This is a genomic window from Mesorhizobium sp. WSM4837 (genome assembly GCF_055811435.1).
This window is the reverse complement of the sequence record NZ_JBVVQE010000013.1, coordinates 18,753-40,388: the sequence shown is the minus strand read 5'-3', so window position 1 is coordinate 40,388 and position 21,636 is coordinate 18,753. Positions and strand designations below refer to the sequence as shown.

22 protein-coding genes and 1 pseudogene are annotated in these 21,636 nt (G+C 63.7%); 12 read left to right on the top strand and 11 right to left on the bottom strand.

Annotated features, from left to right (window positions below; translation table 11 throughout):
• Positions 1–13: 13 nt before the first annotated feature.
• Positions 14–310 carry a hypothetical protein gene (locus AC0L3D_RS09995; protein ID WP_473644082.1) on the bottom strand — a complete coding sequence of 99 codons (297 nt, stop codon included), beginning with the start codon at positions 308–310 and terminating at the stop codon, positions 14–16.
• Positions 311–412: 102 nt separating this feature from the next.
• Between AC0L3D_RS09995 and AC0L3D_RS09990 the strand changes: the two genes are divergently transcribed.
• Positions 413–1,633: a helix-turn-helix domain-containing protein gene (locus tag AC0L3D_RS09990; RefSeq protein WP_287232370.1), complete on the top strand. Its 1,221-nt coding sequence runs from the start codon at positions 413–415 to the stop codon at positions 1,631–1,633.
• 41 nt (positions 1,634–1,674) lie between these two features.
• A complete protein-coding gene (locus AC0L3D_RS09985) occupies positions 1,675–2,343 on the top strand; it encodes a Vgb family protein (RefSeq protein ID WP_473644080.1) in 669 nt (222 codons plus the stop codon).
• A gap of 90 nt (positions 2,344–2,433) precedes the next feature.
• Here the strand turns inward: AC0L3D_RS09985 and AC0L3D_RS09980 are convergent, their stop codons facing one another.
• From AC0L3D_RS09980 to AC0L3D_RS09970, 3 genes are read right to left on the bottom strand one after another with little or no spacing between them, the layout of a single operon-like run.
• A complete protein-coding gene (locus tag AC0L3D_RS09980) occupies positions 2,434–2,892 on the bottom strand; it encodes a MaoC/PaaZ C-terminal domain-containing protein (protein ID WP_023800111.1) in 459 nt (152 codons plus the stop codon).
• Position 2,893: 1 nt separating this feature from the next.
• Entirely contained in the window at positions 2,894–3,970 is a 1,077-nt protein-coding gene (locus AC0L3D_RS09975; RefSeq protein WP_473644078.1) for a Gfo/Idh/MocA family protein, read from the bottom strand.
• The gene (locus AC0L3D_RS09970) at positions 3,963–4,292 is read right to left on the bottom strand and encodes an L-rhamnose mutarotase (protein WP_473644076.1); all 330 of its coding nucleotides are present in this window, start codon (positions 4,290–4,292) and stop codon (positions 3,963–3,965) included. The genes AC0L3D_RS09975 and AC0L3D_RS09970 overlap by 8 nt, the downstream gene beginning before the upstream one ends.
• 151 nt (positions 4,293–4,443) lie before the next feature.
• Between AC0L3D_RS09970 and AC0L3D_RS09965 the strand changes: the two genes are divergently transcribed.
• Both AC0L3D_RS09965 and AC0L3D_RS09960 read left to right on the top strand, forming a co-directional pair.
• Positions 4,444–5,244 (top strand): IclR family transcriptional regulator, encoded by an 801-nt coding sequence (locus AC0L3D_RS09965; protein ID WP_473478770.1) that lies wholly within the window; start codon positions 4,444–4,446, stop codon positions 5,242–5,244.
• A 44-nt stretch (positions 5,245–5,288) separates the two neighbouring features.
• Positions 5,289–6,125 carry an amidohydrolase family protein gene (locus tag AC0L3D_RS09960; RefSeq protein WP_473644075.1) on the top strand — a complete coding sequence of 279 codons (837 nt, stop codon included), beginning with the start codon at positions 5,289–5,291 and terminating at the stop codon, positions 6,123–6,125.
• Positions 6,126–6,144: 19 nt separating this feature from the next.
• Here AC0L3D_RS09960 and AC0L3D_RS09955 read toward each other — a convergent pair whose 3' ends face one another.
• From AC0L3D_RS09955 to AC0L3D_RS09945, 3 genes and pseudogenes are all read right to left on the bottom strand, one after another.
• Positions 6,145–7,293 (bottom strand): extracellular solute-binding protein, encoded by a 1,149-nt coding sequence (locus AC0L3D_RS09955; RefSeq protein ID WP_473644073.1) that lies wholly within the window; start codon positions 7,291–7,293, stop codon positions 6,145–6,147.
• The gene (locus tag AC0L3D_RS09950) at positions 7,290–8,450 is read right to left on the bottom strand and encodes a CaiB/BaiF CoA transferase family protein (RefSeq protein ID WP_473644071.1); all 1,161 of its coding nucleotides are present in this window, start codon (positions 8,448–8,450) and stop codon (positions 7,290–7,292) included. The genes AC0L3D_RS09955 and AC0L3D_RS09950 overlap by 4 nt, the downstream gene beginning before the upstream one ends.
• A gap of 3 nt (positions 8,451–8,453) precedes the next feature.
• A pseudogene (locus tag AC0L3D_RS09945) lies at positions 8,454–8,591 on the bottom strand (amine oxidase); the annotation flags it as partial.
• A 156-nt stretch (positions 8,592–8,747) separates the two neighbouring features.
• Here AC0L3D_RS09945 and AC0L3D_RS09940 point away from each other — a divergent pair.
• The 3 genes from AC0L3D_RS09940 to AC0L3D_RS09930 all read left to right on the top strand — a co-directional run bounded on the left by AC0L3D_RS09940 (position 8,748) and on the right by AC0L3D_RS09930 (position 12,122).
• Positions 8,748–9,902: a lactonase family protein gene (locus AC0L3D_RS09940; RefSeq protein WP_473644069.1), complete on the top strand. Its 1,155-nt coding sequence runs from the start codon at positions 8,748–8,750 to the stop codon at positions 9,900–9,902.
• A 43-nt stretch (positions 9,903–9,945) separates the two neighbouring features.
• Positions 9,946–11,463 (top strand): S10 family peptidase, encoded by a 1,518-nt coding sequence (locus AC0L3D_RS09935; protein ID WP_473644067.1) that lies wholly within the window; start codon positions 9,946–9,948, stop codon positions 11,461–11,463.
• 77 nt (positions 11,464–11,540) lie between these two features.
• Positions 11,541–12,122, top strand: a complete 582-nt coding sequence (locus tag AC0L3D_RS09930) for a DUF1349 domain-containing protein (protein ID WP_473644065.1) — start codon at positions 11,541–11,543, stop codon at positions 12,120–12,122.
• A gap of 31 nt (positions 12,123–12,153) precedes the next feature.
• Here the strand turns inward: AC0L3D_RS09930 and AC0L3D_RS09925 are convergent, their stop codons facing one another.
• A complete protein-coding gene (locus AC0L3D_RS09925; RefSeq protein ID WP_473524300.1) occupies positions 12,154–12,426 on the bottom strand; it encodes an AbrB/MazE/SpoVT family DNA-binding domain-containing protein in 273 nt (90 codons plus the stop codon).
• Positions 12,427–12,508: 82 nt separating this feature from the next.
• Complete coding sequence (locus AC0L3D_RS09920; protein WP_473644063.1) at positions 12,509–13,315, bottom strand: SRPBCC family protein; 807 nt, start codon at positions 13,313–13,315, stop codon at positions 12,509–12,511.
• A 445-nt stretch (positions 13,316–13,760) separates the two neighbouring features.
• Between AC0L3D_RS09920 and AC0L3D_RS09915 the strand changes: the two genes are divergently transcribed.
• Positions 13,761–14,792: an isopenicillin N synthase family dioxygenase gene (locus AC0L3D_RS09915; protein ID WP_473644061.1), complete on the top strand. Its 1,032-nt coding sequence runs from the start codon at positions 13,761–13,763 to the stop codon at positions 14,790–14,792.
• Positions 14,793–15,144: 352 nt separating this feature from the next.
• Here the strand turns inward: AC0L3D_RS09915 and AC0L3D_RS09910 are convergent, their stop codons facing one another.
• Entirely contained in the window at positions 15,145–15,945 is an 801-nt protein-coding gene (locus AC0L3D_RS09910) for an IclR family transcriptional regulator (RefSeq protein ID WP_473614925.1), read from the bottom strand.
• Positions 15,946–16,185: 240 nt separating this feature from the next.
• On the opposite strand from AC0L3D_RS09910, the gene AC0L3D_RS09905 reads away from it, so the two are divergent.
• The 4 genes from AC0L3D_RS09905 to AC0L3D_RS09890 are packed head-to-tail and all read left to right on the top strand — an operon-like array spanning position 16,186 to position 20,696.
• Entirely contained in the window at positions 16,186–17,238 is a 1,053-nt protein-coding gene (locus tag AC0L3D_RS09905; protein WP_473644059.1) for a substrate-binding domain-containing protein, read from the top strand.
• A gap of 19 nt (positions 17,239–17,257) precedes the next feature.
• Positions 17,258–18,766 (top strand): sugar ABC transporter ATP-binding protein, encoded by a 1,509-nt coding sequence (locus AC0L3D_RS09900; RefSeq protein WP_473644057.1) that lies wholly within the window; start codon positions 17,258–17,260, stop codon positions 18,764–18,766.
• Positions 18,763–19,728 carry an ABC transporter permease gene (locus AC0L3D_RS09895; protein ID WP_287226242.1) on the top strand — a complete coding sequence of 322 codons (966 nt, stop codon included), beginning with the start codon at positions 18,763–18,765 and terminating at the stop codon, positions 19,726–19,728. The genes AC0L3D_RS09900 and AC0L3D_RS09895 overlap by 4 nt, the downstream gene beginning before the upstream one ends.
• The gene (locus tag AC0L3D_RS09890) at positions 19,725–20,696 is read left to right on the top strand and encodes an ABC transporter permease (protein WP_473644055.1); all 972 of its coding nucleotides are present in this window, start codon (positions 19,725–19,727) and stop codon (positions 20,694–20,696) included. The genes AC0L3D_RS09895 and AC0L3D_RS09890 overlap by 4 nt, the downstream gene beginning before the upstream one ends.
• On the opposite strand, the gene AC0L3D_RS09885 is transcribed toward AC0L3D_RS09890, so the two are convergent.
• The gene (locus tag AC0L3D_RS09885) at positions 20,670–21,608 is read right to left on the bottom strand and encodes an amidohydrolase family protein (protein WP_473644053.1); all 939 of its coding nucleotides are present in this window, start codon (positions 21,606–21,608) and stop codon (positions 20,670–20,672) included. The genes AC0L3D_RS09890 and AC0L3D_RS09885 overlap by 27 nt on opposite strands.
• Positions 21,609–21,636: the final 28 nt, after the last annotated feature.

Below are 21,636 nucleotides of genomic sequence, written 5' to 3'. Positions count from 1 at the left end.
GCGCACGCCCGGGTCACGACCGGTGGGCACCGCTTCGTCGGCCGGCGACCAGTTTCAGCCAGGGCGCAAAATGGAAGGCGCTCATCAGCAAGTACATCATCGCCATTTCGTTCAGCGGCGACGCAACTTGCGCCGCGCAGATCATGTCGGCATCACCGGTAACGGCCGTCAGCAGCGCCATGATTGCGAAGGTGGGCGCGGCCGCCAGCGATAGCCAGTCGGCCGCGCCACGGGCGGCGACATTGTCGGTTGGGAAATCGGCAGATCCGCTGCCTTCGGGCGGCATCTTCTGGTCGGGGTGGAGTGTCATCGAGACGTCATCCCTTTTCGACACGGCGCGCTGGTTGTTGGTGCTGAGATAGATTAGGACCGGACATCGAAAGGTGAGAGTGACAAGTGTGACGGGATTCCGATGGACTCGCTGATCACCGCTGCGGCGCGCGCCCTTGCGACGGGTGATCCTCTTGGCGCCTTGAAGCGGGTCGCCCTGCGTGAGGATGCGCCCGCGCTTGCGCTGCGCGGCATCGCGATGGCGCAGCTCGGCGATCTCGTTCGAGCAAAGGCTCTTCTCAAAAGTGCTGCGCGCGCCTTCGGTCCGAGAGAGGCGGTGGCACGCGCGAGGTGCGTCGTCGCCGAAGCCGAGATCGCGCTCGTCTCGCGCGACCTCGGCTGGCCGGCGAAGGCACTCGACGCCGCGCGGTCGACGCTTGAAAAACACGGCGACCACGTCAATGCCGCGCATGCGCGCAATCTCGAAGCTCGGCGCCTGCTCCTGATCGGACGCCTCGATGAGGCGGAGGGCAGGCTGGCTGGCTTCGACCCGACAACGCTCCCACCCGCGTCGAGGGCCGCCCACGAGCTGGTGATTGCGGGGATCGCGATACGCCGCCTCCGCACCAAGGCGGCGCGCGCTGCGCTCGGGCGGGCCGCGCACGCGGCGGGCCAGGCGGACATTCCAGCGCTGACGGCCGAGGTTGAAGGCGCATCCCTGGTGATGAACACGCCCGCGGCGCGGCTGATCGCGCGCGGTGTGGAGCGCCCGCTCCTGCTCGAGGAGGTCGAAGCGCTGCTGGCGTCGGGGGCGCTCGTCGTCGACGCCTGCCGCAATGTCATGCGGGACGCCGGCATGATCGTCTCGCTCGCGACGCGCCCGGTCCTGTTCGCGCTTGCGCGCACGCTGGGCGAAGCCTGGCCCGCAGACGTGCCGCGGAGCACGCTCGTCGCACGCGCCTTCGGCGGCAAGCACGCCGATGAATCGCATCGCGCCCGGTTGCGGGTCGAAGTCGGTCGGCTTCGGGTGGAGTTGCGGTCACTGGCGGATGTGAGCGCGACCAAGCGAGGCTTTGCGCTTAAGCCGCGCCGCCCACGCGATGTCGTGGTGCTGGCGCCGCCCGCCGACGAGCCGCATGCAGCGGTGCTCGCCTTCCTCGCCGACGGCGAGTCGTGGTCGAGCTCGGCGCTCGCAATTGCGCTCGGAGCCAGCTCGCGCACCGTGCAGCGCTCGCTCGAGCAGCTTGCGGCAGCAGGCAAGGTGCAGTCGTTCGGCCGCGGGCGAGCGCGCCGCTGGATGACCCCGCCGGTGCCGGGATTCCCGACAATCTTGTTACTCCCCGGCTCACTGTCGGGTTACTAGTGTCGTGGACAAGTCAACAGATCTGAGCCTGGAGGAGAAGCATGAAACGATCTGCAGCCGAAGTCCTCCGCGAATATGGACCCTTTCCGGGTGTCGACCAGGTGGCTGGGGTTACGTTCGACGGTCAGCACGTCTGGTTTGCGTCAGGAGACAGACTGAACGCCCTGGATCCTGCGAGCGGCAAGGTGGTGCGCGCGATCGATGTCGCCGCGCACGCAGGAACGGCCTTCGACGGCCAGCACCTGTTCCAGATCGCCGAAGATCGCATTCAGAAGATCGATCCCAACACTGGCCGCGTACTCGCCACGATTCCGGCGCCAGGTGGCGGCGGCGACTCCGGACTCGCCTGGGCCGAAGGCTCACTTTGGGTGGGGCAGAATCGCGGTCGCAAAATCCATCAGATCGACCCCCAGACAGGGGCAGTTCTTCGCACAATCGATTCCAACCGTATCGTCACAGGGGTCACCTGGATCGACGGCGAACTCTGGCACGGCACCTGGGAAGGTGACGAGAGCGACGTCAGGCGGATAGATCCTGAAACCGGAAAGGTCCTGGAGAAGCTTGATATGCCGCCTGGAACAGGCGTGTCGGGGCTCGAGTCCGATGGTGGCGATCAGTTCTTCTGCGGCGGTGGAAACAGCGGCAAGGTGAGAGCCATCCGCCGACCCAAGCGAGGCTCCAAAACCCCGGTCGACCCGACGAGCAAGTAACCGAAGCGGCCCTCGCGGGCGCGCTTTCCGCTTTGACGAACCGTCCGCCGGGAGCGGTCATCAATGCGGCGGACCGGATCGCTGGAGCCCTTAAGCGCTGTTGGGCTTGTCGCGGCGCTCGACGATGTAGATGTGGTCGGCAACCAGGACCACATCGCCATGCTGGTTGATCACCTCGCAGCGCTCGATGACGCGACCCGACTCCGGCCGCTTTGGGTCGTCTTGCTTGGCCGAGATGGTGGTGCGGGTCTTGATCGTATCGCCGATGAACACCGGCTTGATGAAGCGCAACCTGTCATAGCCATAGGAGAACGCGACAGGGTTGATGACGCTTGCCGTCAGTCCGACGCCGACCGAGAAGACCAGCGTGCCATGCGCGATGCGCTGGCCGAACGGCGTCGTCTTCATGAACTCGGCGTCCATGTGGTGAGGGAAGAAATCGCCGGTATGGCCGGCATGCACGACGAAGTCGGTCTCGGTGATGGTGCGCCCGCTGGTCATGCGCGACGAGCCGATCTGGTAATCCTCGAAATAGACAGTCTGCTCCATGTCAGGGCCTCGCCGCGATCGGTGTTGCCGGCGCCGCGCTCGATTGGTAGGCAGCTTCGACCAGCGCCATTGTGCTCCAGGCGTCCTCGACGGAACTGACAAGCTCGGCGTCTTCGCCTGATGCGTGGCGTTGGACATTGGCCATGCGGCCGACAAAGGCGTCCGGAAACCATTCGCCGACGAGCGGCACCGTGACCCAGTCTGAGCCGCCCTTCGGATAGATTTCAAGAATGTCAGGCTCGCCGCGCGGATAGTCGAGATTGAGGCCGAGTTTGAGGTAGGCGGCGCCCTCGGTGCCGCAGATGCGGAACTCGCAGGCCTGGTGTTTTCGGCCAAATTTATGATCATGATTGATCGACAGCGCACAGCGCACTGTGTCGCCAAAGTCGAGGATCGCGCTGGTGCGGGTTTGCGCGACCTTATGGTCGGGATGACCGAGCGTCTTGGCGTGAATCCCCCTGGGATCGCCGAGCAATTGCCGGATCAGGTCGAGATAATGAATCGAGTGCATGGCGATCTCGACGCGCGGCGCCTTCAGCAGGAATTCCCACAGCTGCCAGGGTGTCGCCAGCGCCAGCCAGGCGTCGAAGTCGACGACGTCGCCCAGCCAGCCCCTGGCGATCGCACCCTTCAGCGCCAGCATCATCGGTGCGAAGCGAAGCTGGAAATTCACCGCCGCCTTCAGCTTCTTGGCGCGGCAGATTTCGAGGATCTCGCTCGCCTCGCTGAGGTCGCTGCCCATCGGCTTCTGGATCAGCGCTACGGTGCCGTCGGGCAACGCCCTGAGCACGCCGGCATGATGAGCCGGCGGCGTCGCCAGGTCGAAGATGACGCCGTCGATTGAAGTAGCCTCCTCGATCGACCGGTAAGCGGTGACGCCCCAGTTGGCCGCGAGTTTTTCCGCCTTGGCGTGGTCTGGATCGAAAAGCCCGGCGACCGGAAAGCCGGCTTTCCCATAGGCCGGGAAATGCGCGTCGCCGACGATCGAGCCGGCGCCGAAAATCACGATCGGCCGCGGCTTCGATGGCTTCGCCCAGGACTGGGAGAGCGACGCTGGGTCGAAAACGCCATCAGTCATGATGGAAGACTTCGTCCATCGATGCCCACCATTCGCCCGCCTTGCGGGTCGGCAGCGGCTCCTGGCAAGGCATGCACAGCGCCCACCATTCCTGCGTCTTGGGATCGGCGGCCATCTTCGCCATGTCGGCGGCATAGTCGGTGCCGTGGTACTCGAAAGTGCTGAACAAGAGGTGCTCCGGCTCCTTGAGGTAGATCGAATAGTTCCTGATGTTGCAGGCGGAAATCATCGCCAGCACGTCGGGCCAGACGGCTGCGTGAAGCCGCACATATTCGGCGATCTTTTCCGGCTTGAGGCCGAGCACCATTCCCATCCGCTGCATGTCCGGCTCCTGTTTCACTATGGTCGTTATGAATGCCGCGATGTGTTGCGTTTGCACCGGCGGTGATCTGCCCACTATTTACATACAAACAAATAATTTACACAATCACCAAGCCGATGGTCCTTTCGGATGCTGACCACGGGGAGTGACTATGGCGGAGGACGAGGACGATGACCGCTATCGCGCGCCGGCGCTCGACAAGGGTCTCGACATCCTTGAGCTTCTGGCCGGCGTCGATGGCGGCCTGACCCAGGCGGAAATCGCCAAAAAGCTCGACCGCAGCCCCAACGAGTTCTACCGCATGCTGGACCGGCTGGTGCGGCGCGGCTACGTCACGCGGCTGGATGGCGACCGTTACTCGCTGACGCTCAAGCTGTTTGGCCTGGCGCAACTGCACGCGCCGGTGCGGCGGCTGGTTTCCTATGCGACGCCGCTGATGCGTGAGCTTGCCGAGGCCTCGCAGCAGTCAAACCAGCTTGTCGTCTTCGACCGCGGTTCTGCGGTGGTGATCGCCCAGCAGGAGGCGCCGGACTATTGGGGCATCTCGATACGCGTCGGCGCGCATGTCAGCCTGTTCGACACCGGCTCCGGACATGTGCTGCTGGCGTTCCGCTCGTCGGAAGAGCGGCGGATGATGATCTCCGAACATCTGCGCAGCACCCACAAGCCGCCTCAATCGCCGGACTTCTTTGCCCGTCTCGACCAGATTCGTGAACGCGGCTATGAGATGATGGCGTCGATGCAGACCGCCGGTGTGTTCAACCTGTCGGCACCCGTGCTTGGCTCGGACGGTAGGGCGATCGCGGCGCTGTCGATCCCCTACGTAACTCTGGTCAACGCACCCAGGGCGCCCGATATCACCGGGACGATAGAACTGTTGCTGGCAGCGACTGAAAAGCTATCGCAACTGGCGGGAGCCGCGGCCAGGCAGGCGAAACAGAGTCTTGTTTGAACGAAGAATTTCCTGATCGGGAAAATGCAGAGGAGCGCGCCGTTATGATCTTCGATACCCATCTGCATCTGATCGACCAGTCGGCGCTGCGCTATCCTTGGCTCTCCGGCGTGCCGGCACTAAACCGCGATTTCCCCTACGACGAATATGCAGTCCAGGCTCGCCGCGCCGGCATAGAGGGCGCGTTGCACATGGAGGTCGAAGTCGATTCAGCCGATATCGAGGCTGAGACCAGTCACGTAAAGGCGCTGTCACACCAGAAGGACAGCTTGCTGCGCGGGGCAATAGCCTCCTGCCGTCCGGAAGAGCCGGGCTTTGCCGCCTATCTCGAGCGCCAGCGCGCCGATCCTTTCGTCAGGGGTTTTCGCCGTGTGCTCCACGTCGTGCCGGACGAGCTTTCGGAAGGCGTGCTGTTTCGCGAAAACATCAAGCGGCTTGCCGGCACCAAACTGACCTTCGACCTCGTCGTCCTGCCGCATCAGATCCCCAAGGCGATTGCGCTTGCCGACCTCGCGCCGGACGTGCAGTTCGTGCTCGACCATTGCGGCGTGCCCGACATCAAGGGCAACAGTGAGCATCCCTGGCGCGAGCATATGGCGGAGATTGCGCGGCGCCCGAACGTCGTCGGCAAAATTTCCGGTGTGGTCGCCTATGCGGACGCTGGATCCTGGGCTGTCGAAACGCTGCGTTCCTATGTCGAGCACACCATCGAATGCTTTGGCTGGGACCGCGTCGTGTGGGGCAGCGACTGGCCGGTCTGCACGCTTGGCGGCGGGCTTGCGACCTGGATTGCGGCGACGCATGCACTGCTCGGCGGTGCAAGCATCGATGAACGGCAAAAGCTGCTCTCCGCCAATGCGAAGCGGCTTTGGCGTTTGTGAGAAGTTAGCGAACTCTGCCTCATCTCAGCGCCGGGTGCCGGAGACTCTTCACAAACAGGCGATTGAGATCGGCGACGACGCGGCCGGCATCGTGCCTTTCGGTCAGGCCGAGATTGATGCGATCGGAGGCCGCCTGCTGGAAGGCCATGTAGCCATCGTGGCGTGGCCTGACCCAGGCCCTCTCGAGCGTGGCGCGGGTGTCCTTGTAGAAATTGCCGGCGGCTGCGTTGACGGCGGCATCGTCCCAGGCTGCGGCATGGCCGGGCTGGCCGCCGGCCGACGCATAGGGGCCGCGCTGCACCTCGCCGCTGGCGATCCAGTAGGCAAAGTCGATGGCCTCTTGCGTGGCCTTCGAAAAGGCCGACACGGCAATGCCGGTTCCGCCGAGCGCCGACCCGACTACACCGGCGTAGCCGGCAGGCGGAATGTCGGCGAAGGCAAGGCGGCTGCTGCGGAATCCGGCGATGGCATAGGAAACGTAGCCGTAGATCAGCGGCGCGCAGGCGATCCGCGTGCCGGAGTTGGCCATTTCCTCCAGGACGTCGATCGGGTCCATGCCGAGGCAGGCCGGATCGACGAGAGCCGCGATCTCGCGCATCATCTCGAAAACGCGGCCGCCGATGTCAGGGTTTATGTGGTCGCCAGGCTCTTCGACGGCGGGCCTGCCGAGATTGCCGGCAAGCGTGTAGAACACCATCAGCAAATGCGGCGGCCTGAGCGGCAGCAGCACGCGGCCTTGCCGCGCCAGGTCGAGCACCTCGGACCAGTTCGCCGGCGCTGCGGAAAGCATGTCCGGCCGCCACGCCTGCACCTGGCTGGCCGTGTCGATCGGAAACGCCCACTGCCGGCCTTGCCAGTTGTAGCTCGGATAGGACTGGCCGACGCTGCCTGCCGCCAGTGCCGCGCGTTCCGCTTCACGCCCCACAACGTCGAGCGGCGCCAGACAAGTCTCGGCGGTGATCTGGCCGACATGCGGATGATCGATGACGATCAAATCGTAGGCACGGGCCAGGTCCTCGACTGGAAACGATTCGAAATCCTGCAGCGAGCGCTTGTCCCATTCAATAGTGACGCCGGTCTCCTGCTTCCACAGTCCCGAACAGGCGACCATCGGCTCGTAGCCGCGCGGATGGCTCCAGGTCATGCCTTTGAGCGTCACGTCGCTCACAGCCCGAACTCCTCGCGGATCTTTGCGCTGTGCTCGCCGATGCGCGGCGCCGCCCGCTCGACCTTGGCGCGGACGCCATCGACCCGCAGCGGCGAACGCGTGGTGAGGATCGAGACGTCGTCCTCGCGCGTCACGGTCTGCAGCATGTCGAGCACCTGAAAACCTTCGCTGGCCATCATTTCCGGCCAGGTCAGCACCCTGGCGCACCAGATGTCGGCCGGCTCGAGGATGGCAAGCCATTCGTCGACGGTTTTCGTCGCGATTTTTTGCGCAATGATCGCCTTGATCTCGTCGCGGGCGGTGAACCAGGTCGACGGCTGATCGCGAAAGGGCGCAAGCTGTTCGAGTTCCAAAAGGTCGGCCAGCTTCGGGATCGGCGTCATCGCGATCGCCAGATAGCCGTCCTTGGCCGGATAGACGCCGTAAGGCGCCGACAGATAGGCATGGGCGCTGCGGAACGCCGATCGCCGTGGCAGGCGGCGTCCGTCGTTGAGATGCGTGGTCAGCACCTCGAACTGGAAGTCGACCAGCGCTTCGAGCAGGCTGGTCTCGACATGACTGCCGGTGCCGGTCAGGCCGCGCCGCACCAGTGCGGCAAGGATGCCTTGCGCGGCGGCGGCGCCGGCCAGCATGTCGGCAATCGCCAGGCCGAAGGGCACCGGACCCTGGTCCTCGTCGCCGTTCAGCCACATCACGCCGGAACGCGCCTGCGCCAGCAGATCCTGCCCGGGACGCTTGACCCAGGGGCCCTCCTCGCCATAGCCGCTGATCGAGGCATAGACCAGGCGTGGATTGATCTTGCGCACCGCCTCGTAGTCAAGGCCAAGGCGCTCGATGACGCCGGGCCGAAAATTCTGGATCAGCACATCGGCCTGGGCCAGCAGCCCGCGCAGCGCCGCAAGATCGGCCGCGTCCTTAAGGTCGATGGCAAAGCTTTCCTTGGCCCGGTTGATGGCGTGGAAAATGGTGGAATCGCCGTCGATCTCGGTATCGCTGAGATAGAGCCGGCGCGACAGGTCACCGCCATCGGGGCGCTCGATCTTGATGACGCGGGCGCCGAGGTCGAGCAGCCGCAGCGAACAGTAGGGCCCGGACAGGAACTGGCTCATGTCGACGACGACGAGCCCGGTCAGCGGCAATTCGGCAATGACAGCCATCGCCTATGTCTCAGTCTTGCCGGCGAAATCGGCCGGAATCCGGCACTTCACCGTCTGCAGGTGCTCGCAATAAAGCACGAGTTCTCCTTCACCCTTGAAGACTTCATAGTTGGCGCGGATCAGCCCCATCTCCTTGTATTGGGTTTCGTGTCGAGATTGGATCGCACGATCGGTTCCCGGCGTCGATCTTCTCTAGTGAATAGCATTTTCACATATGGGATTGTGTTTCAAGCGTGAACAAGCGAAATTTGCCGCGATCCGCTGCGGCTGGATGCCGGCGGAACAGGGGAGGATTTGATGAACGACGCCTGTCTGGTCTTCGTCGGCAGCCTCAACCGCGAGGCGCCTTATTTTCAGGGCGCGCGCGGCGTTGGGCTCGGTGTCTACAGTTTCGACGAAGAGACGCAGGAGACGAGGAAACTGGCCGAAACGGGAGACGTCGACAATCCGACCTTCCTGTCGGTGACGCCGGGCGGCTCCCATGTCTATGCCAACTCCGAAGTGTTCACCTGGCGCGAAGGTGTGGTCTCGGCCTACCGCTTCGACAGGCAAACTGGCACGCTTTCCTACATCAACAAGCAGCCGACGCTTGGCAGCATCACGGCGCACAACACCGTCACGCGCGACGGGACGAAGCTCCTGGTCGCCAATTACGGCATGGGCGAAGGCGGTCCCGATCGCTCGCTCGTCGTCTACGGACTGCGCGACGATGGCGGCTTGACCGTGCCGTTGTCGAGCGTCGCCCATAGCGGAACTGGTCCCGACGCAGCTCGTCAGGAACGTCCCCATGCCCACAGCGTCACCGAGACCATTGCCGGTGGCGTGGCGATGGTCGCCGATCTCGGCATCGATCGGCTTGTCTCGTACCGCATCGGGCACGACGGCGGCCTGACCAGACTGGCGGAGTCGGCGCTTGCGCCCGGCGCTGGGCCACGTCACGTGGCGCTGCATCCGGACGGGCGCTTCGTGTTCGTTATGAACGAACTGGATTCGACGGTCGTCTCGCTTGCGCTGGACGAAGCGTCAGGCAGGCTCACCGAGATCGACACGAAGCCGGCCGTGCCGGCTGGGGCGCGCGACGGCAATCATTGCGCCGACATCCAGATATCGCCCGACGGCCGCTTCCTCTATGGCTCCAACCGCGGTCATGACAGTGTCGTGGTGTTTTCCGTCGACCAGCAGACGGGCACGCTTGCGCTGGTCGACCATGCGCCGTGCGGGGGCGCTACGCCGCGCAATCCTGGCACTGACGCCCTCAGGTCGCCATCTCTTCTCGGCCAACCAGAACGCCGACCGCATCTCGATTCTTGCACGCCATGCGGCCACGGGTCGGCTGGCCGACACCGGGCGGTTTATCGATATCGGCACGCCGATGTGCGTGAAGATCGTGCGTTGAAAGCCTTGGTCTCCTTCCAGCAGCGAGGGCGTGCACAGTCCTGTGATTTCGGCTGAGCCATCAGCGTGGTAGCTTGCAGCGTTCCGCTGCGGAGTCGCCATGCGTACCAAGCTCCTAGAAATCACCCTTGCTATGCTGCTGCTGGTTGGCGGCCTTCCAAACGGCCATGCGCAAGTGGCCGAGCGGCCGTCGCCTTCGGGCGGCGTTCTGTCGCTGCTCCCGCCGCCCCAGGTCTCAGATCATTCGATCGTGATCGCGGGACGCACGCTCAACTATCAGGCAAGGGCCGGCGCGCTGTCGTTGCTATCCGGCAAGGGCGACGTCACCGCGGAAATCTTTCATGTCGCCTACACGCTGCGTCCCGAGCCAAGCCGGGAACCTGATCCCCGCCGCCCGATCACTTTCGTATTCAACGGTGGTCCCGGAGCGGCTTCCGCCTATCTGCATCTTGGCGCGCTTGGTCCACGGGTGATGGCGACAGCGGCCGATGGAAGTTTTCTCCCACCGCCGCAGCGGCTTTTGGACAACTCGAACACCTGGCTCGACATGACCGACCTGGTCTTTGTCGATCCCGTCGGAACCGGTTACAGCCGCGAAGCATCCGGCACCGAGGCACGCAGCTTCTGGGGCGTCAACCAGGACGCCGCCGCGATGGGCGCATTCATCCGGCTCTATCTGGCCCAAGCGGGCCGCACAGCGTCGCCGGTGTTTCTTGCCGGCGAAAGCTATGGCGGGTTTCGGGCGGCACTGCTCGCCAAGACGCTTCAGGAAGACATCGGCGTCAGCCCTCGGGGCATCGTGCTCATCTCGCCGGCGCTCGAATTCACACTGGTGCGGCCCGACGAGTTCCAGCCGGTTCACTGGGCGCTTGAGCTGCCGTCGCTGGCGGCGGTGCGCCTGCGCAGCGAAAGCGTCACCGGTTCCGAGTTGCAGGAGCGGTTGGCCGATGTCGAACGCTATGCGCTTGGCGACTATCTCGTCGCGCTTGCCAGCGGGCTCGAACAGGGCGGGCGTCTGGCGAGCCCGCGCGTTGCCGAAATCACCGGCCTGCCGCTCGAACTCGTGAAACGAAACTTTGCGCGCATTCCCACCTCGCTCTTCGCCAAGGAGTTTGCGCGGGCAAGGGGCAATGTTCTCAGCGTCTATGACGGCTCGATCGAAACGGCAGACGTTGCCCCGGAAAGTCCAAGGCCCAGCGGTCCTGATCCGGTGCTCGACCGAAGCGTGCCGGCGCTGACTTCCGCCTTTGTCAGCTATATCAGAGAGGAATTGAAATTCCGCACCGATCTAAGCTATCGGCTTCTCAACCGTGAAATCAGCGGAAATTGGGATTACGGGACGAGCCCGACGCGTCAGGGCTATACCGGCGTGATGGATGACCTTCAGCAGGCGCGCGCGCTAAATCCCAGCCTCGGCGTTTTGATCGTCAACGGCTACACCGACCTGGTGACGCCCTATCTGGCGTCACGCTACCTTGTCGGCCAGATTCCTTCGCTTCCCGGCGCAAAGCCTATCCGCCTCGAGCTGCTGGAAGGCGGCCACATGATGTATTTCAGGCCGGAGAGCCGGCGCGCGCTGAGAGAGGCCGCGTCCGAGCTTTACCAAGCGCCGAAATGAGCGCGTAAAAGAGACAAATCCGCCTCGTCGCATGAGAGGCGGATGACGCAACACGAACCGGCGAGGCGAACAAGTCGATGACATCTCAGCCTGCGGAACTGACCTGGCTCAACCCGCCACCGCATCATGCCTTCGGCGACAGCACCGTGCATGTGCGAACTGGCAAGGAGACCGATTTCTGGCGCGAGACTTTTTATGACTTCTGGCGTGACAATGGCCACTTCCTCTACCGGCAGGTCGAGGGCGATTTCAGCGCCGAGGTCACCGTCAAGGGCGACTACAAGGTGCTCTATGATCAGGCCGGTCTGATGGTCCGGCTGAGCGAGACGCATTGGGTCAAGGCCGGCATCGAGTTCACCGACGGACTCGCCTATTCTTCCGTCGTCGTCACCAATGATGCCTCCGACTGGTCGCTGGTCAGCATCCCGGCCGCGCCGGACGGCGTCAGGATCCGGCTGACCCGCCATGCCGAGACAATCCGCGTTCAGTATCTCGATGCCTCCGACCATCGCTGGAAGCCGGTGCGGCTCGCCTACTTCCCGCCCTCGAAAACAGTCGATGTCGGCATGATGTGCTGTTCACCGCAACGTGAAGGTTTCGAAGTCACATTCAGCGATTTTTCAGTCGGCCCGGCGATCTCGAGGGAACTCCACGACTGACGCGTCCTGTCAGCGGATCGGGGCGCCGCTTTCACAGCTGTATCGTTCCGACAGCCGAATTGCGCGGTCGAAGAAGCGGGGTATTCGCCTCGTCCCGGTCGAACTTGAAATCGGCGGGAAGGCGGCCGCGGAAGGCGCGAAGCCGCTTCAGTAATTCCTCGCGCGCAGGCTTGCGCGCGACGCCGAGTTGTCGGGCATCGGCGACGTGGATCTCAATCTCATCGCCTTCCCCGAGTTCGAGGACCTCGACCACAACTGCAGGAATACGGATAGCGAGGCTGTTGCCCCACCTGGCGACCTTCATCACACTCTCCTATCCATATGCGCCATGATATCGGAACTGCCCGGGCGGCCGACCTCCTGGCCGGCCGATCCAGAAGCATCCGTCAGCCCGGATGCTTGAAAGTTTCGCCAAACCAGTTCCGCCACTTGGGCTCGCCCTCGGCGGCGCACTGCTCGGCGTCGTCGCCATAAAGATACAATGCCATGCTGGCGTTTGCGCTGCCATCGATATCATAGGTTCCGATCAGGGCAATGCCGGGAGCAGGTGCAGTCAGGCGCAGCGCGATGAAGCGCTGCTTGTCGTCCTGCCGCACGCGTTCGACTTTGCCGGATAGTCTCTCCGGCTGCTGCGGGCCATTCCGCTGCTCGCCGACATTTGCGCCGGCCAGTCCGAGCGTCTCGGTAAGTTGCCTCCAAATCGAGAGCTGGTCGGCCTTCGTGCTGGCCATGACGCTGAAGCTGGCGGCGTTTTCGCCAGCGAAGTGCGAAAGGTAAATGCGCAGCACCTCGAAAAAGCCGGGCCAACCGCTCTCGAACCCTTCCAACTGATCATCCCAATCGTCGGTCGAGGCAAACAGCGAATGGACCATGCGGACAACGCAACGATCACCCGACCGGCTGGTCACGGTGATCTCCGTTGCGACAGGCGGCGCGCCTTCGCTCCACTCGCGTTCGACATAGCCGAAACGGAACGGCGGCTCCCAAATTGTCACTTCGCCGGTGGACGCGCCATTGGGACCGAAGTCGAAATGAAGCCTGCCGCCGACATGCTCGTCGATCGTGGTTTTTGTGAACCAGGCAGTGTTGCCGGGACCCGTCGCAATGGCCCGCCACACCTGCTCGGGTGTGCCGGGCGTGATGAACTCCATCTCGACCCAACGCTTTCCGGTTTCATCTTTCTTGATCGGCATGGGAACTCCTTTCAGGGTTTGGCGTCCTCACGGTCGGGCCGGGTGCGGTACGACGCCACTACGAGCCGATTCGGCCGCCCGCCAAAGCTCAAGCATACTCATTTTCGTCTTGACAAAATATTTTGTCAAGACGCGCGCTGATGGCTGAAAGCGGCTATGGCGCGTCGTCGCCGTGTCGTGTGATCTGAGCGTTCGCAATCGAGCCGAATTCATGAAGAGAGGGCGAACCTGAGACCGCAGAACTTTTAATGCAATGACATTGTAGCGCCTGGCCGTGCGTGTGCCATGGAACAGCCGTTCGGACGTTATTTGCCTGCCGGCCGCCAAACGCAGCGCTGACTTTCCGCCAATGGCCTCGAGATTGGATCGAGCGTTGCTTTGATCGCAACGACCTGCGTGTCACCGTAAAGGCCTGAACCAAGCCTGAGGCAGGAGGAGGTCGATCATGGCCAGGATTGTACCGGTGCTCGATCTCAGCCGTCTTGAGCAGGGAGCATCGGAGCGTCGGACCTTTCTGTTCGACCTGCGCACGGCGGCCCGCGATGTCGGCTTCTTCTATCTCAGCGGCCACGGAATTTCGGCTGTGGAGATCGACGAGGTGCTCGACGCCTCGCGCCGGTTCTTTACCTTGCCGGAAGCCGACAAGCTGGCCATCGAAATGGTCAGGTCCCCGCAATTCCGCGGCTACACGCGCACCGGTGGCGAGCTGACCAGGGGCAAGGCCGACTGGCGTGAACAACTCGACATCGGCGTCGAGCGCCGACCTGTCCCGCAAGGACCCAGCGTCCCCGCCTGGACGCGGCTGCAAGGGCCGAACCAATGGCCTTCGGCCCTGCCGCAACTCAAGTCGGCACTGCTGGCATGGCAGACCAGGGCAACGGCGGTGGCAGTCCGCCTGCTAAAGGCCTTCGCGCTGTCGCTCGACCAGGCCGAGGATGCTTTCGATCCAATCTATTGCGGTGAGCCCAACCATCGCATGAAGATCGTGCGCTATCCCGGGCGCGACACAACCGGCGGCGACCAGGGCGTCGGCGCACACAAGGACGGCGGTTTCCTGACGCTCCTGCTTCAGGACGACAACAAGGGGCTACAGGTCGAGTATGACGGAAGCTGGGTGAATGTGGATCCGATCCCCGGAACGCTGGTGGTCAACATCGGCGAGCTCCTCGAACTGGCATCGAACGGCTATCTCAGGGCAACGGTGCACCGTGTCGTGACGTCGTCGGCCGGTGTCGAGCGGATTTCCGTTCCGTTCTTCTTCAGCGCCCGGCTCGACGCGACGATCCCGCTGCTGACCCTGCCTGAAGAACTGGCTGCCGAGGCGCGCGGACCGGCGAGCGATCCGGACAATCCGCTGTTTCGCGACGTCGGCACCAATGCGCTGAAAAGTCGCCTACGCTCGCATCCCGACGTGGCGCGCCGGCACTATGCCGATCTGCTAGAGACAAGGATTGGGACAGGGACGTCACCCGACTGAACAGGTCAGAGCACATAGAACAGGAATTTTCGTCGGCCCGGCGGCTTTTGGAATTTTGTTCGTCGCCAATGCGTCCAAACAGGCGCAAACAGGCCAATACCGTTCGGCGTTTCCTCCCATTCCGCTGGACGGCGTTCCCCTGAGGGTTGTAACCTTCTTTTTGGCCGGGCCGTATTCGAGCCCGGCCATTTTTTCCGCTCCATTGGCGAAGGCGTCAGGGCAATTCTTCAGGAAGCGTCGCGTCAAAGCAATTCGCGAGACGCGTTAAGTTCCTGCTTTATGCATGTCGTTATCCCAAACCGCTGCGCACCCTCGAGTGAGGCTCGAGGGCACGCTTTTTGGGCGACATGCATCAGCTTCCCGCCAACGACAGTCCGCGGGCGCGTTCGCACAGCAGGGCAAGCAATTCGCTGCGCCGCGCTTCCGGTGTGTCGACTGGCAATACGAAGCAAAGAGTCTTGCTGACGGCGCCGTGGCCATCGCGGATGGGCGCGGCCATGCACCACGTGAAGCGGTCGGCGAGGGCGGTGGTCTCGCTGAAACCTTGCTGGCGGGCCAGAGCGACATCGCTGAAGAATTCGGCCGGCGCAATGATGCGGCCGTCGGGAAGCTTGTAGTCGCCAGGCGGGATGAAGTCCTTCACTTCTTGCTCGCTCATATGGCCGAGCAGGAGCCGCCCGGATGCCGTCCACGGGATCGGCACCTCGACCCCGACATCGCTTGAAATCCGGAACGGGCCGGAAGAATCCCGGCAATCGAGAACGATATATTTGTTCCCGCGCAGGCCGCACAATTGCACGGTCTCGCCTGTCTCCGCGGCCATCCTGTCCAGCGTCTCTATGATGCGCCGATAGTGGGCGTTGTGATGCGAATAGGCCCAGCCGAACAGATGCATGGCCCGACCGAAATAAACGTAGCCTTCCGTCCCGACGTTTTCGAGCATTTCGGCTTCGAGCAGGCTGTTGACGATTTCGTAGGTGGTCGAACGCGGTGCGCCGATCATCTTGGCGATGTCGCCGACGCGCATCGGCGCGCGGTGCCGCAAAAGCGCTTCCAGCAGCACGATCACGCGGTCGATGCCGCGGCGGCGTTCGCCATTGCGCGGCCCGGCGCCGGCTTCCGTTTCGATCAGACCGGTGGCGCCATCGCTCATGTCGGCCGCATCCCCAAAAAAATCAATTCGGCCCTCGTCTCAAGACGCTTGAAAGATGTCAAGGCTCAGTCTAGCATTCAATTTGTCCGATATACAGACACATTGTCTGAAATATCAGACAATAATGAGCCTGGCGCAGACAGTTCTGACGAGAAAACGGGCGGTTTCCGGATGCGGCAAACCGGCGGGTTTTCTCGTCCCGATCCCGCACGTCCGGCATAACCTCAGAAGGGAACAATCATGACGAAATCATCGTTTTTCGCATCCGCCAGTGCCCTTTGCCTCGGTCTCCTGCTGAGCTTCGGCGCCGGTTCGCAGGCCAATGCCGCCGCCAAATGCATCAAGGGCGACCGCAAGGCGCCGTACACGATCGGCTGGGCCAACATCTATTCCGTGCCAACCTGGATGAAACAGACACAGGGCACGATCGAAGCGGAAGTCGAGACGCTGGAGAAGCAGGGGCTGGTCGACAAGCTTGTCGTGACCGACGCCCAGGGCGACGCCAACGTCCAGATCCAGCAGATCCAGTCGATGATCGATTCCGACGTCGACGCCATCATCCTGATTGCCGGCTCGTCGACCGCGCCGGCGCGTGTGCTGGCGGACGCCTGTGCCAAGGGCATCGCCATCATCAACTTCGACAGCCTCGTCGACACCGACCAGGTCACAGCCAAGGTCAACACCGATTCCGCGCAGTGGGGCGATCAGGCGGCCAGGTTCCTGATCGACGCCATCGGTGGCAAGGGCAAGATTCTGGTCCTCAACGGCCCGGCCGGCGTTTCGGTCAGCGACGATCGGCGCAAAGGCGCTGACGCGGCGCTCAAGGGCCATCCTGAGGTGACGGTCCTTGCCGAGACCAACACACCCTACAATGTCGCGCCTGCACAGGAAGCCGTCACCAGCCTGCTGTTCGCCAATTCCGAGATCGATGGAATTCTGTCGCTCGGCGGCGCCTTGTCTGCGGGCGCGGTACTCGCCCTCGACAAGCAGGGCCGCGAACAAGTGCCGATCACCGGCGAGAACGCCCGTCAGTTCCTCGAACTCTGGAAGGAAAAGGGCCTCAAGAGCTGGGCGACCATGCAGCCGAACTGGCTCGGCGCCTTTGCCACCTACACCGCCGTCCAGGCGCTGGAGGGCAAGGATGTGCCGGCTTTCGTCAAGATCCCGCTGCCGGTGATCGACAATTCCAACATCGATCAGTACCTCGCCCGGGCGGCCGATTTTCCGGCTGACGGCTACATCTATTCGCCCTACGACGAGGAATTGTTCAAGAAGCTGCTGGCTGAACAATAAGCCTGGAAGGTCGCAGAAATTGGTGGCCACGGCTCCGCTTCTTGCCGCGCGGGGGGTGTCGAAATCCTTCTTCGGCAACCCTGTCCTGCGCGACGTTTCCATCGCTCTCCAGCCAGGCCGCGTGCATGCGCTGCTCGGCGAGAACGGCGCCGGAAAGTCGACGCTGATCAACCTGTTGTCCGGTGCCTTGCGCCCGGACGGCGGGGCGATCGAGGTCGATGGGCGCCCAGTGTCGCGCATGACCCCCGCCTATGCCCAACAGGCCGGGATCGCCGTCGTCCAGCAGGAACTCAGCCTGACGGCCAGCCTCTCCATCGCCGAGAACATCGGCCTTGGCGCCTATCCGCGCCGGTTCGGTTTGCTCGACTATCGCGAACTCGCCGTGCGGGCCAGGGCAGCATGCGATCTTGTCGGGCTTCACGAACCGCTCTCGATACCAGTCGGACATTTGTCGCTTGGCCGCCGGCAGATGGTGGAGATAGCCAAGGCGCTTTACCGCCGGCCGCGCGTTCTCATTCTCGACGAACCCACTTCGTCGCTTTCGGCAACCGAAACGAAAGTCCTGACGGACTTGCTGGAGAGGCTGCGTGGCGAGGGTATCGCTATTCTCTACATTTCGCACCGGCTGAACGAAGTCATGGCACTGTGCCAGCATGTCACCGTCCTGAAGGACGGCACCTGCACGGCGGATCGCAGCCTGGAAGGAACCGACGCCGGCGGGCTGATACGGCTGATGGTCGGCCGCGACCCCGGCGACCTTTTTCCACAGTGGCAGGCTTCGTCATCGGCTGCCAACGCCATCTCGGTTCGCAATTTTTCGGCCGGCCTGATGCGCGACGTCGATCTCGACGTCAGGACGGGCGAGGTGCTCGGCATTGGAGGCCTGGTCGGGCAAGGGCAGGAGGATTTGCTGCTTGGCCTTTACGGCGCCATTCCGGCCAGGACGGCATCCGCGACCATCAACGGTGCTTCGGGTCTGCCCAGCGGTGTGCCGAAAGCCAACGCGCGTGGCCTCGCCTATGTCCCGGCCGACCGCAAGCGCGAAGGCCTGCACCTGATCCATTCCATTGTCACCAACCTGATGCTGCCCGCTTTCGCAAGACTGCCGGCGCTGAAGCTGCGCAGCCGCCGTGCCGAGCGCGAGACGGCAAGAGGTCTCGCTGCCCAGCTGGGCATCAAGGGCGACCTCGACCGGCCGGCGCAGGCCCTCTCGGGCGGCAACCAACAGAAGGTGGCGCTGGCGAAATGGATGCCGCACCACCCGCTTGCGCTTCTCCTCAACGACCCGACGCGTGGCGTCGATGTCGAGACCAAGCGCGAAATCTACCTGATGCTTCGCAACTTCGCCGCCGCCGGCAAGGCGGTCGTGCTGCTCAGCTCCGACACACCCGAACTGGTGCACCTTTGCGACCGCGTCGCGGTAGTCCGGGAAGGCCACATCGTTGCCGTGCTCGAGCGCGGCGAATTGAGCGAGGAAGCGATCGTTTCCGCCGCGATGGGCGCCGAACAGCGGAAGGTGGCGGCATGAGCACGGTGGCCTCCTCAAGGCAAGCCGGCGCTCTCTACTGGCCGGTTCAGCTGCGCCGCAATGTCGGTGTGCGCGGCCTGTTCGCCGTGGTCATGGCGTTCCTCGTCGCCTACGGCTTCCTGTTTCCCGGCCTGTTGACCGCTTCCGGCTTCGCCAAATTCACCCAGAGCTGGTTTCCGCTGGCGCTGGTCGCCATGGCCCAGGCGATCCTGATGCTTACCGGCGGCATCAGCCTGGCCATCGGCGCAATGGTCAGCCTCGGCGCGGTAATCGCCGCGACCACGATGACTGGGCCGCTTGGCGTAGCCGGCGGTGCCGTTGCGGTGGCGCTGGCCGGCATCGGCATCGGTGGCGCGACCGGGTTGATCGTCGTAAAACTTCGCTTGCCCTCTATCGTGGTGACGCTCGCCGGTTCCTTCGTCATCGGCGGTGCTGCGCTGCTCATCCTGCCGCGACCCGGCGGCGCCATTCCGGAGTGGCTGTCGGAACTGCTTGCCGGCAACACGCCCGCGGCCTTCGTGCTGCTGGTGCTCATCGTCCTTCTATGGAAACTCTATCTCGCCACACCGCTTGGCTTGAGCCTTTATGCCGCCGGCGAGAATCCGGTCGGCGCCTATCGCTCCGGCGTGCCGGTCGATGGTGCGCGGGTAGCGGCTTACGCGATCAGCGGTCTGCTTTGTACAGGCGCCGGCCTGTTCGTCGCCGCGCAAACAGGTTCGGGCGATCCGGTCATCGGCACGGCCTTCACGCTGAATTCCATCGCCGCCGCCGTGCTCGGCGGCATCGGCTTCCTCGGCGGTCAAGGCACGATGCGCGGCGCGCTTGCCGGTAGCCTGCTGCTCAGCCTGATGATCAGTGTCATGTTCTTCCTCGGCTTCACGCCGGTCGCCCAATATGTCGCCCAGGGCCTCATCATCATCGGGGCGGTCGCTATCCCGCAATTCCGCAAGGTGCAGCAATGACAGCATGGAAAGAGACCGTGAGCGGCAGGCGCGCCATGACGATCCTGCGCAGCCGGCCGTTTCTCACCCTTGCCATCGTCGCCGCGGTGTGGATCGCGGCGAGCTTCGTCTCGCGCGGCTTCGGCGCCTATGGCCATTTGCGCTATCTGGTCGAACTGGCCGCGGTCATTGGCCTGGTCGCAGCGGGGCAGACCTTTGTGGTCATCGCCGGCGGCATCGACCTTTCCGTCGCGGCGATCGTCACGGTGAGCGCCGTCAGCCTGCCGCTGCTGTCGTGGCAGGCGGATCCGACCGGGCTCACCGCCGTCCTTGCCGTCCTTGCGCTGACGACGACAATCGGTCTGGTGAACGGGCTGGGCGTCGCGCTGTTGCGCGTTCATCCGATGATCATGACCCTGGCCATGGCGACATTCCTGCAGGGCCTGCTGATCATCATCGCCGGCGGCAGTGCCGTGACCGCCGAAAACCCGCTGGTGCGCTGGCTCGGCAATGCGCGGCCGGCCGGTATACCCGCTGGCGTGCTTTTGTGGGTGACCGTCTCCGTGATCGTTCTGGCCGCAATGCATGCAACATCCTTCGGCGCCCGGCTCTTCGCGATGGGCGCGAACCCGCTCGCCGCGAGGCTCTCCGGCGTTCCCATCGCTTCGACCACCCTGGCGGTCTACGGCATCAGCGGGTTCACGTCCGGCCTTGCAGGCGTGCTGGTGCTCGGCATGAACGGACAAGGCTATGTCGGGATCGGCGATCCCTATCTGCTCGCCTCGATTGCAGCCGTCGTGCTCGGTGGCACCTCGATCCTCGGCGGGCTCGGCACCTATGCCGGCACCATCCCCGGCGCCGTCCTGCTGGTCACGATCACGGCTCTGATCACCGTCGTCAACGCATCGCCCGGCTGGCGCAGCATCCTGTTCGGTTCGCTGATCCTGGGGCTGCTGCTTCTCTCAGGCCGGGAGCAGGCCCGCCGATGACATATCGTCCAACCGGTAGATGCGCCTCGCATTGCCGAAGAACAACGCTGTCTGCTCGTCTTCGGAAAGCTCCCCGGCAATGGCCTTGAAGCTGTCATATACATCATCGAACGACGCGTGCAGACCGGCCACCGGGAAGTCACTGCCGAACATCGCGCGATGCGTGCCGAAGCAGTCGATGCTATGCATGACAACCGGCCTCAGGCTGTCGAGCGTCCAATCATGATCGTAGGCGACCAGATCGGATATCTTGATGGCGACGTTGTCGCGCTCCGACAAAAGCCGAAGCGCTTCGCGCCACGCCCGCATACCGTCGGCGTCACGGTCGATCGGGCTGCCGCAGTGGTTGAGGACAAAGAGCTGGTTCGGATAGGCCGCTGCGAGGCGCGCGGCACCAGCGAGCTGGCGCGGAAACACCATGAGATCGAAGACCAGCCGATGGCCGGCAAGCAGGGCCAGGCCGGCGCGCCAGGCCGGATCGTTCATGATGCCGTCACGGGCCGCGAAACGGCGGGCAGGATCTGGATCCCAGCTCAGTATGTCACGCACGCCGACGACACGGTCGAACGCCGCCTGCGCCTCGACCAGCGCCGGGGCTTGGCGGTTCGCCAGCGGAACGTGAACGACGTAGCGGGCCGCCACGCCCTGCGACTTGCCGAGCGTTTCAAGCCACCGCGTTTCGCCGACGCAGTCGTCCCCGGCCCAACCGGCTTCGACATGGACGGTGGCGACGATATTGTGCCGGCTGGCGTCGCGCAAATAATCCTCAGGAAGATAGTTTCGCCGCAACTTGCCAAGCTCGCCCAGGCCGCGCTCGCCAGCCGTTGTGGCGAGCCACGGATGGCGGCCGAGGCCGAGATCCCAAAGATGATGGTGGGCATCGATGATCGGTCCGGAGTAAGGCTTTGACACGCATCTCTCTCATGCTGTGGCCGGCTTC

Excerpts from the sequence above, each read along its gene's own strand:
- AC0L3D_RS09995 (WP_473644082.1), bottom strand. The coding sequence starts at position 310 with ATGACACTCCACCCCGACCAGAAGATGCCGCCCGAAGGCAGCGGATCT.
- AC0L3D_RS09990 (WP_287232370.1), top strand. The coding sequence starts at position 413 with ATGGACTCGCTGATCACCGCTGCGGCGCGCGCCCTTGCGACGGGTGAT.
- AC0L3D_RS09985 (WP_473644080.1), top strand. The coding sequence starts at position 1,675 with ATGAAACGATCTGCAGCCGAAGTCCTCCGCGAATATGGACCCTTTCCG.
- AC0L3D_RS09980 (WP_023800111.1), bottom strand. The coding sequence starts at position 2,892 with ATGGAGCAGACTGTCTATTTCGAGGATTACCAGATCGGCTCGTCGCGC.
- AC0L3D_RS09975 (WP_473644078.1), bottom strand. The coding sequence starts at position 3,970 with ATGACTGATGGCGTTTTCGACCCAGCGTCGCTCTCCCAGTCCTGGGCG.
- AC0L3D_RS09970 (WP_473644076.1), bottom strand. The coding sequence starts at position 4,292 with ATGCAGCGGATGGGAATGGTGCTCGGCCTCAAGCCGGAAAAGATCGCC.
- AC0L3D_RS09965 (WP_473478770.1), top strand. The coding sequence starts at position 4,444 with ATGGCGGAGGACGAGGACGATGACCGCTATCGCGCGCCGGCGCTCGAC.
- AC0L3D_RS09960 (WP_473644075.1), top strand. The coding sequence starts at position 5,289 with ATGATCTTCGATACCCATCTGCATCTGATCGACCAGTCGGCGCTGCGC.
- AC0L3D_RS09950 (WP_473644071.1), bottom strand. The coding sequence starts at position 8,450 with ATGGCTGTCATTGCCGAATTGCCGCTGACCGGGCTCGTCGTCGTCGAC.
- AC0L3D_RS09940 (WP_473644069.1), top strand. The coding sequence starts at position 8,748 with ATGAACGACGCCTGTCTGGTCTTCGTCGGCAGCCTCAACCGCGAGGCG.
- AC0L3D_RS09935 (WP_473644067.1), top strand. The coding sequence starts at position 9,946 with ATGCGTACCAAGCTCCTAGAAATCACCCTTGCTATGCTGCTGCTGGTT.
- AC0L3D_RS09930 (WP_473644065.1), top strand. The coding sequence starts at position 11,541 with ATGACATCTCAGCCTGCGGAACTGACCTGGCTCAACCCGCCACCGCAT.
- AC0L3D_RS09925 (WP_473524300.1), bottom strand. The coding sequence starts at position 12,426 with ATGAAGGTCGCCAGGTGGGGCAACAGCCTCGCTATCCGTATTCCTGCA.
- AC0L3D_RS09920 (WP_473644063.1), bottom strand. The coding sequence starts at position 13,315 with ATGCCGATCAAGAAAGATGAAACCGGAAAGCGTTGGGTCGAGATGGAG.
- AC0L3D_RS09915 (WP_473644061.1), top strand. The coding sequence starts at position 13,761 with ATGGCCAGGATTGTACCGGTGCTCGATCTCAGCCGTCTTGAGCAGGGA.
- AC0L3D_RS09910 (WP_473614925.1), bottom strand. The coding sequence starts at position 15,945 with ATGAGCGATGGCGCCACCGGTCTGATCGAAACGGAAGCCGGCGCCGGG.
- AC0L3D_RS09905 (WP_473644059.1), top strand. The coding sequence starts at position 16,186 with ATGACGAAATCATCGTTTTTCGCATCCGCCAGTGCCCTTTGCCTCGGT.
- AC0L3D_RS09895 (WP_287226242.1), top strand. The coding sequence starts at position 18,763 with ATGAGCACGGTGGCCTCCTCAAGGCAAGCCGGCGCTCTCTACTGGCCG.
- AC0L3D_RS09890 (WP_473644055.1), top strand. The coding sequence starts at position 19,725 with ATGACAGCATGGAAAGAGACCGTGAGCGGCAGGCGCGCCATGACGATC.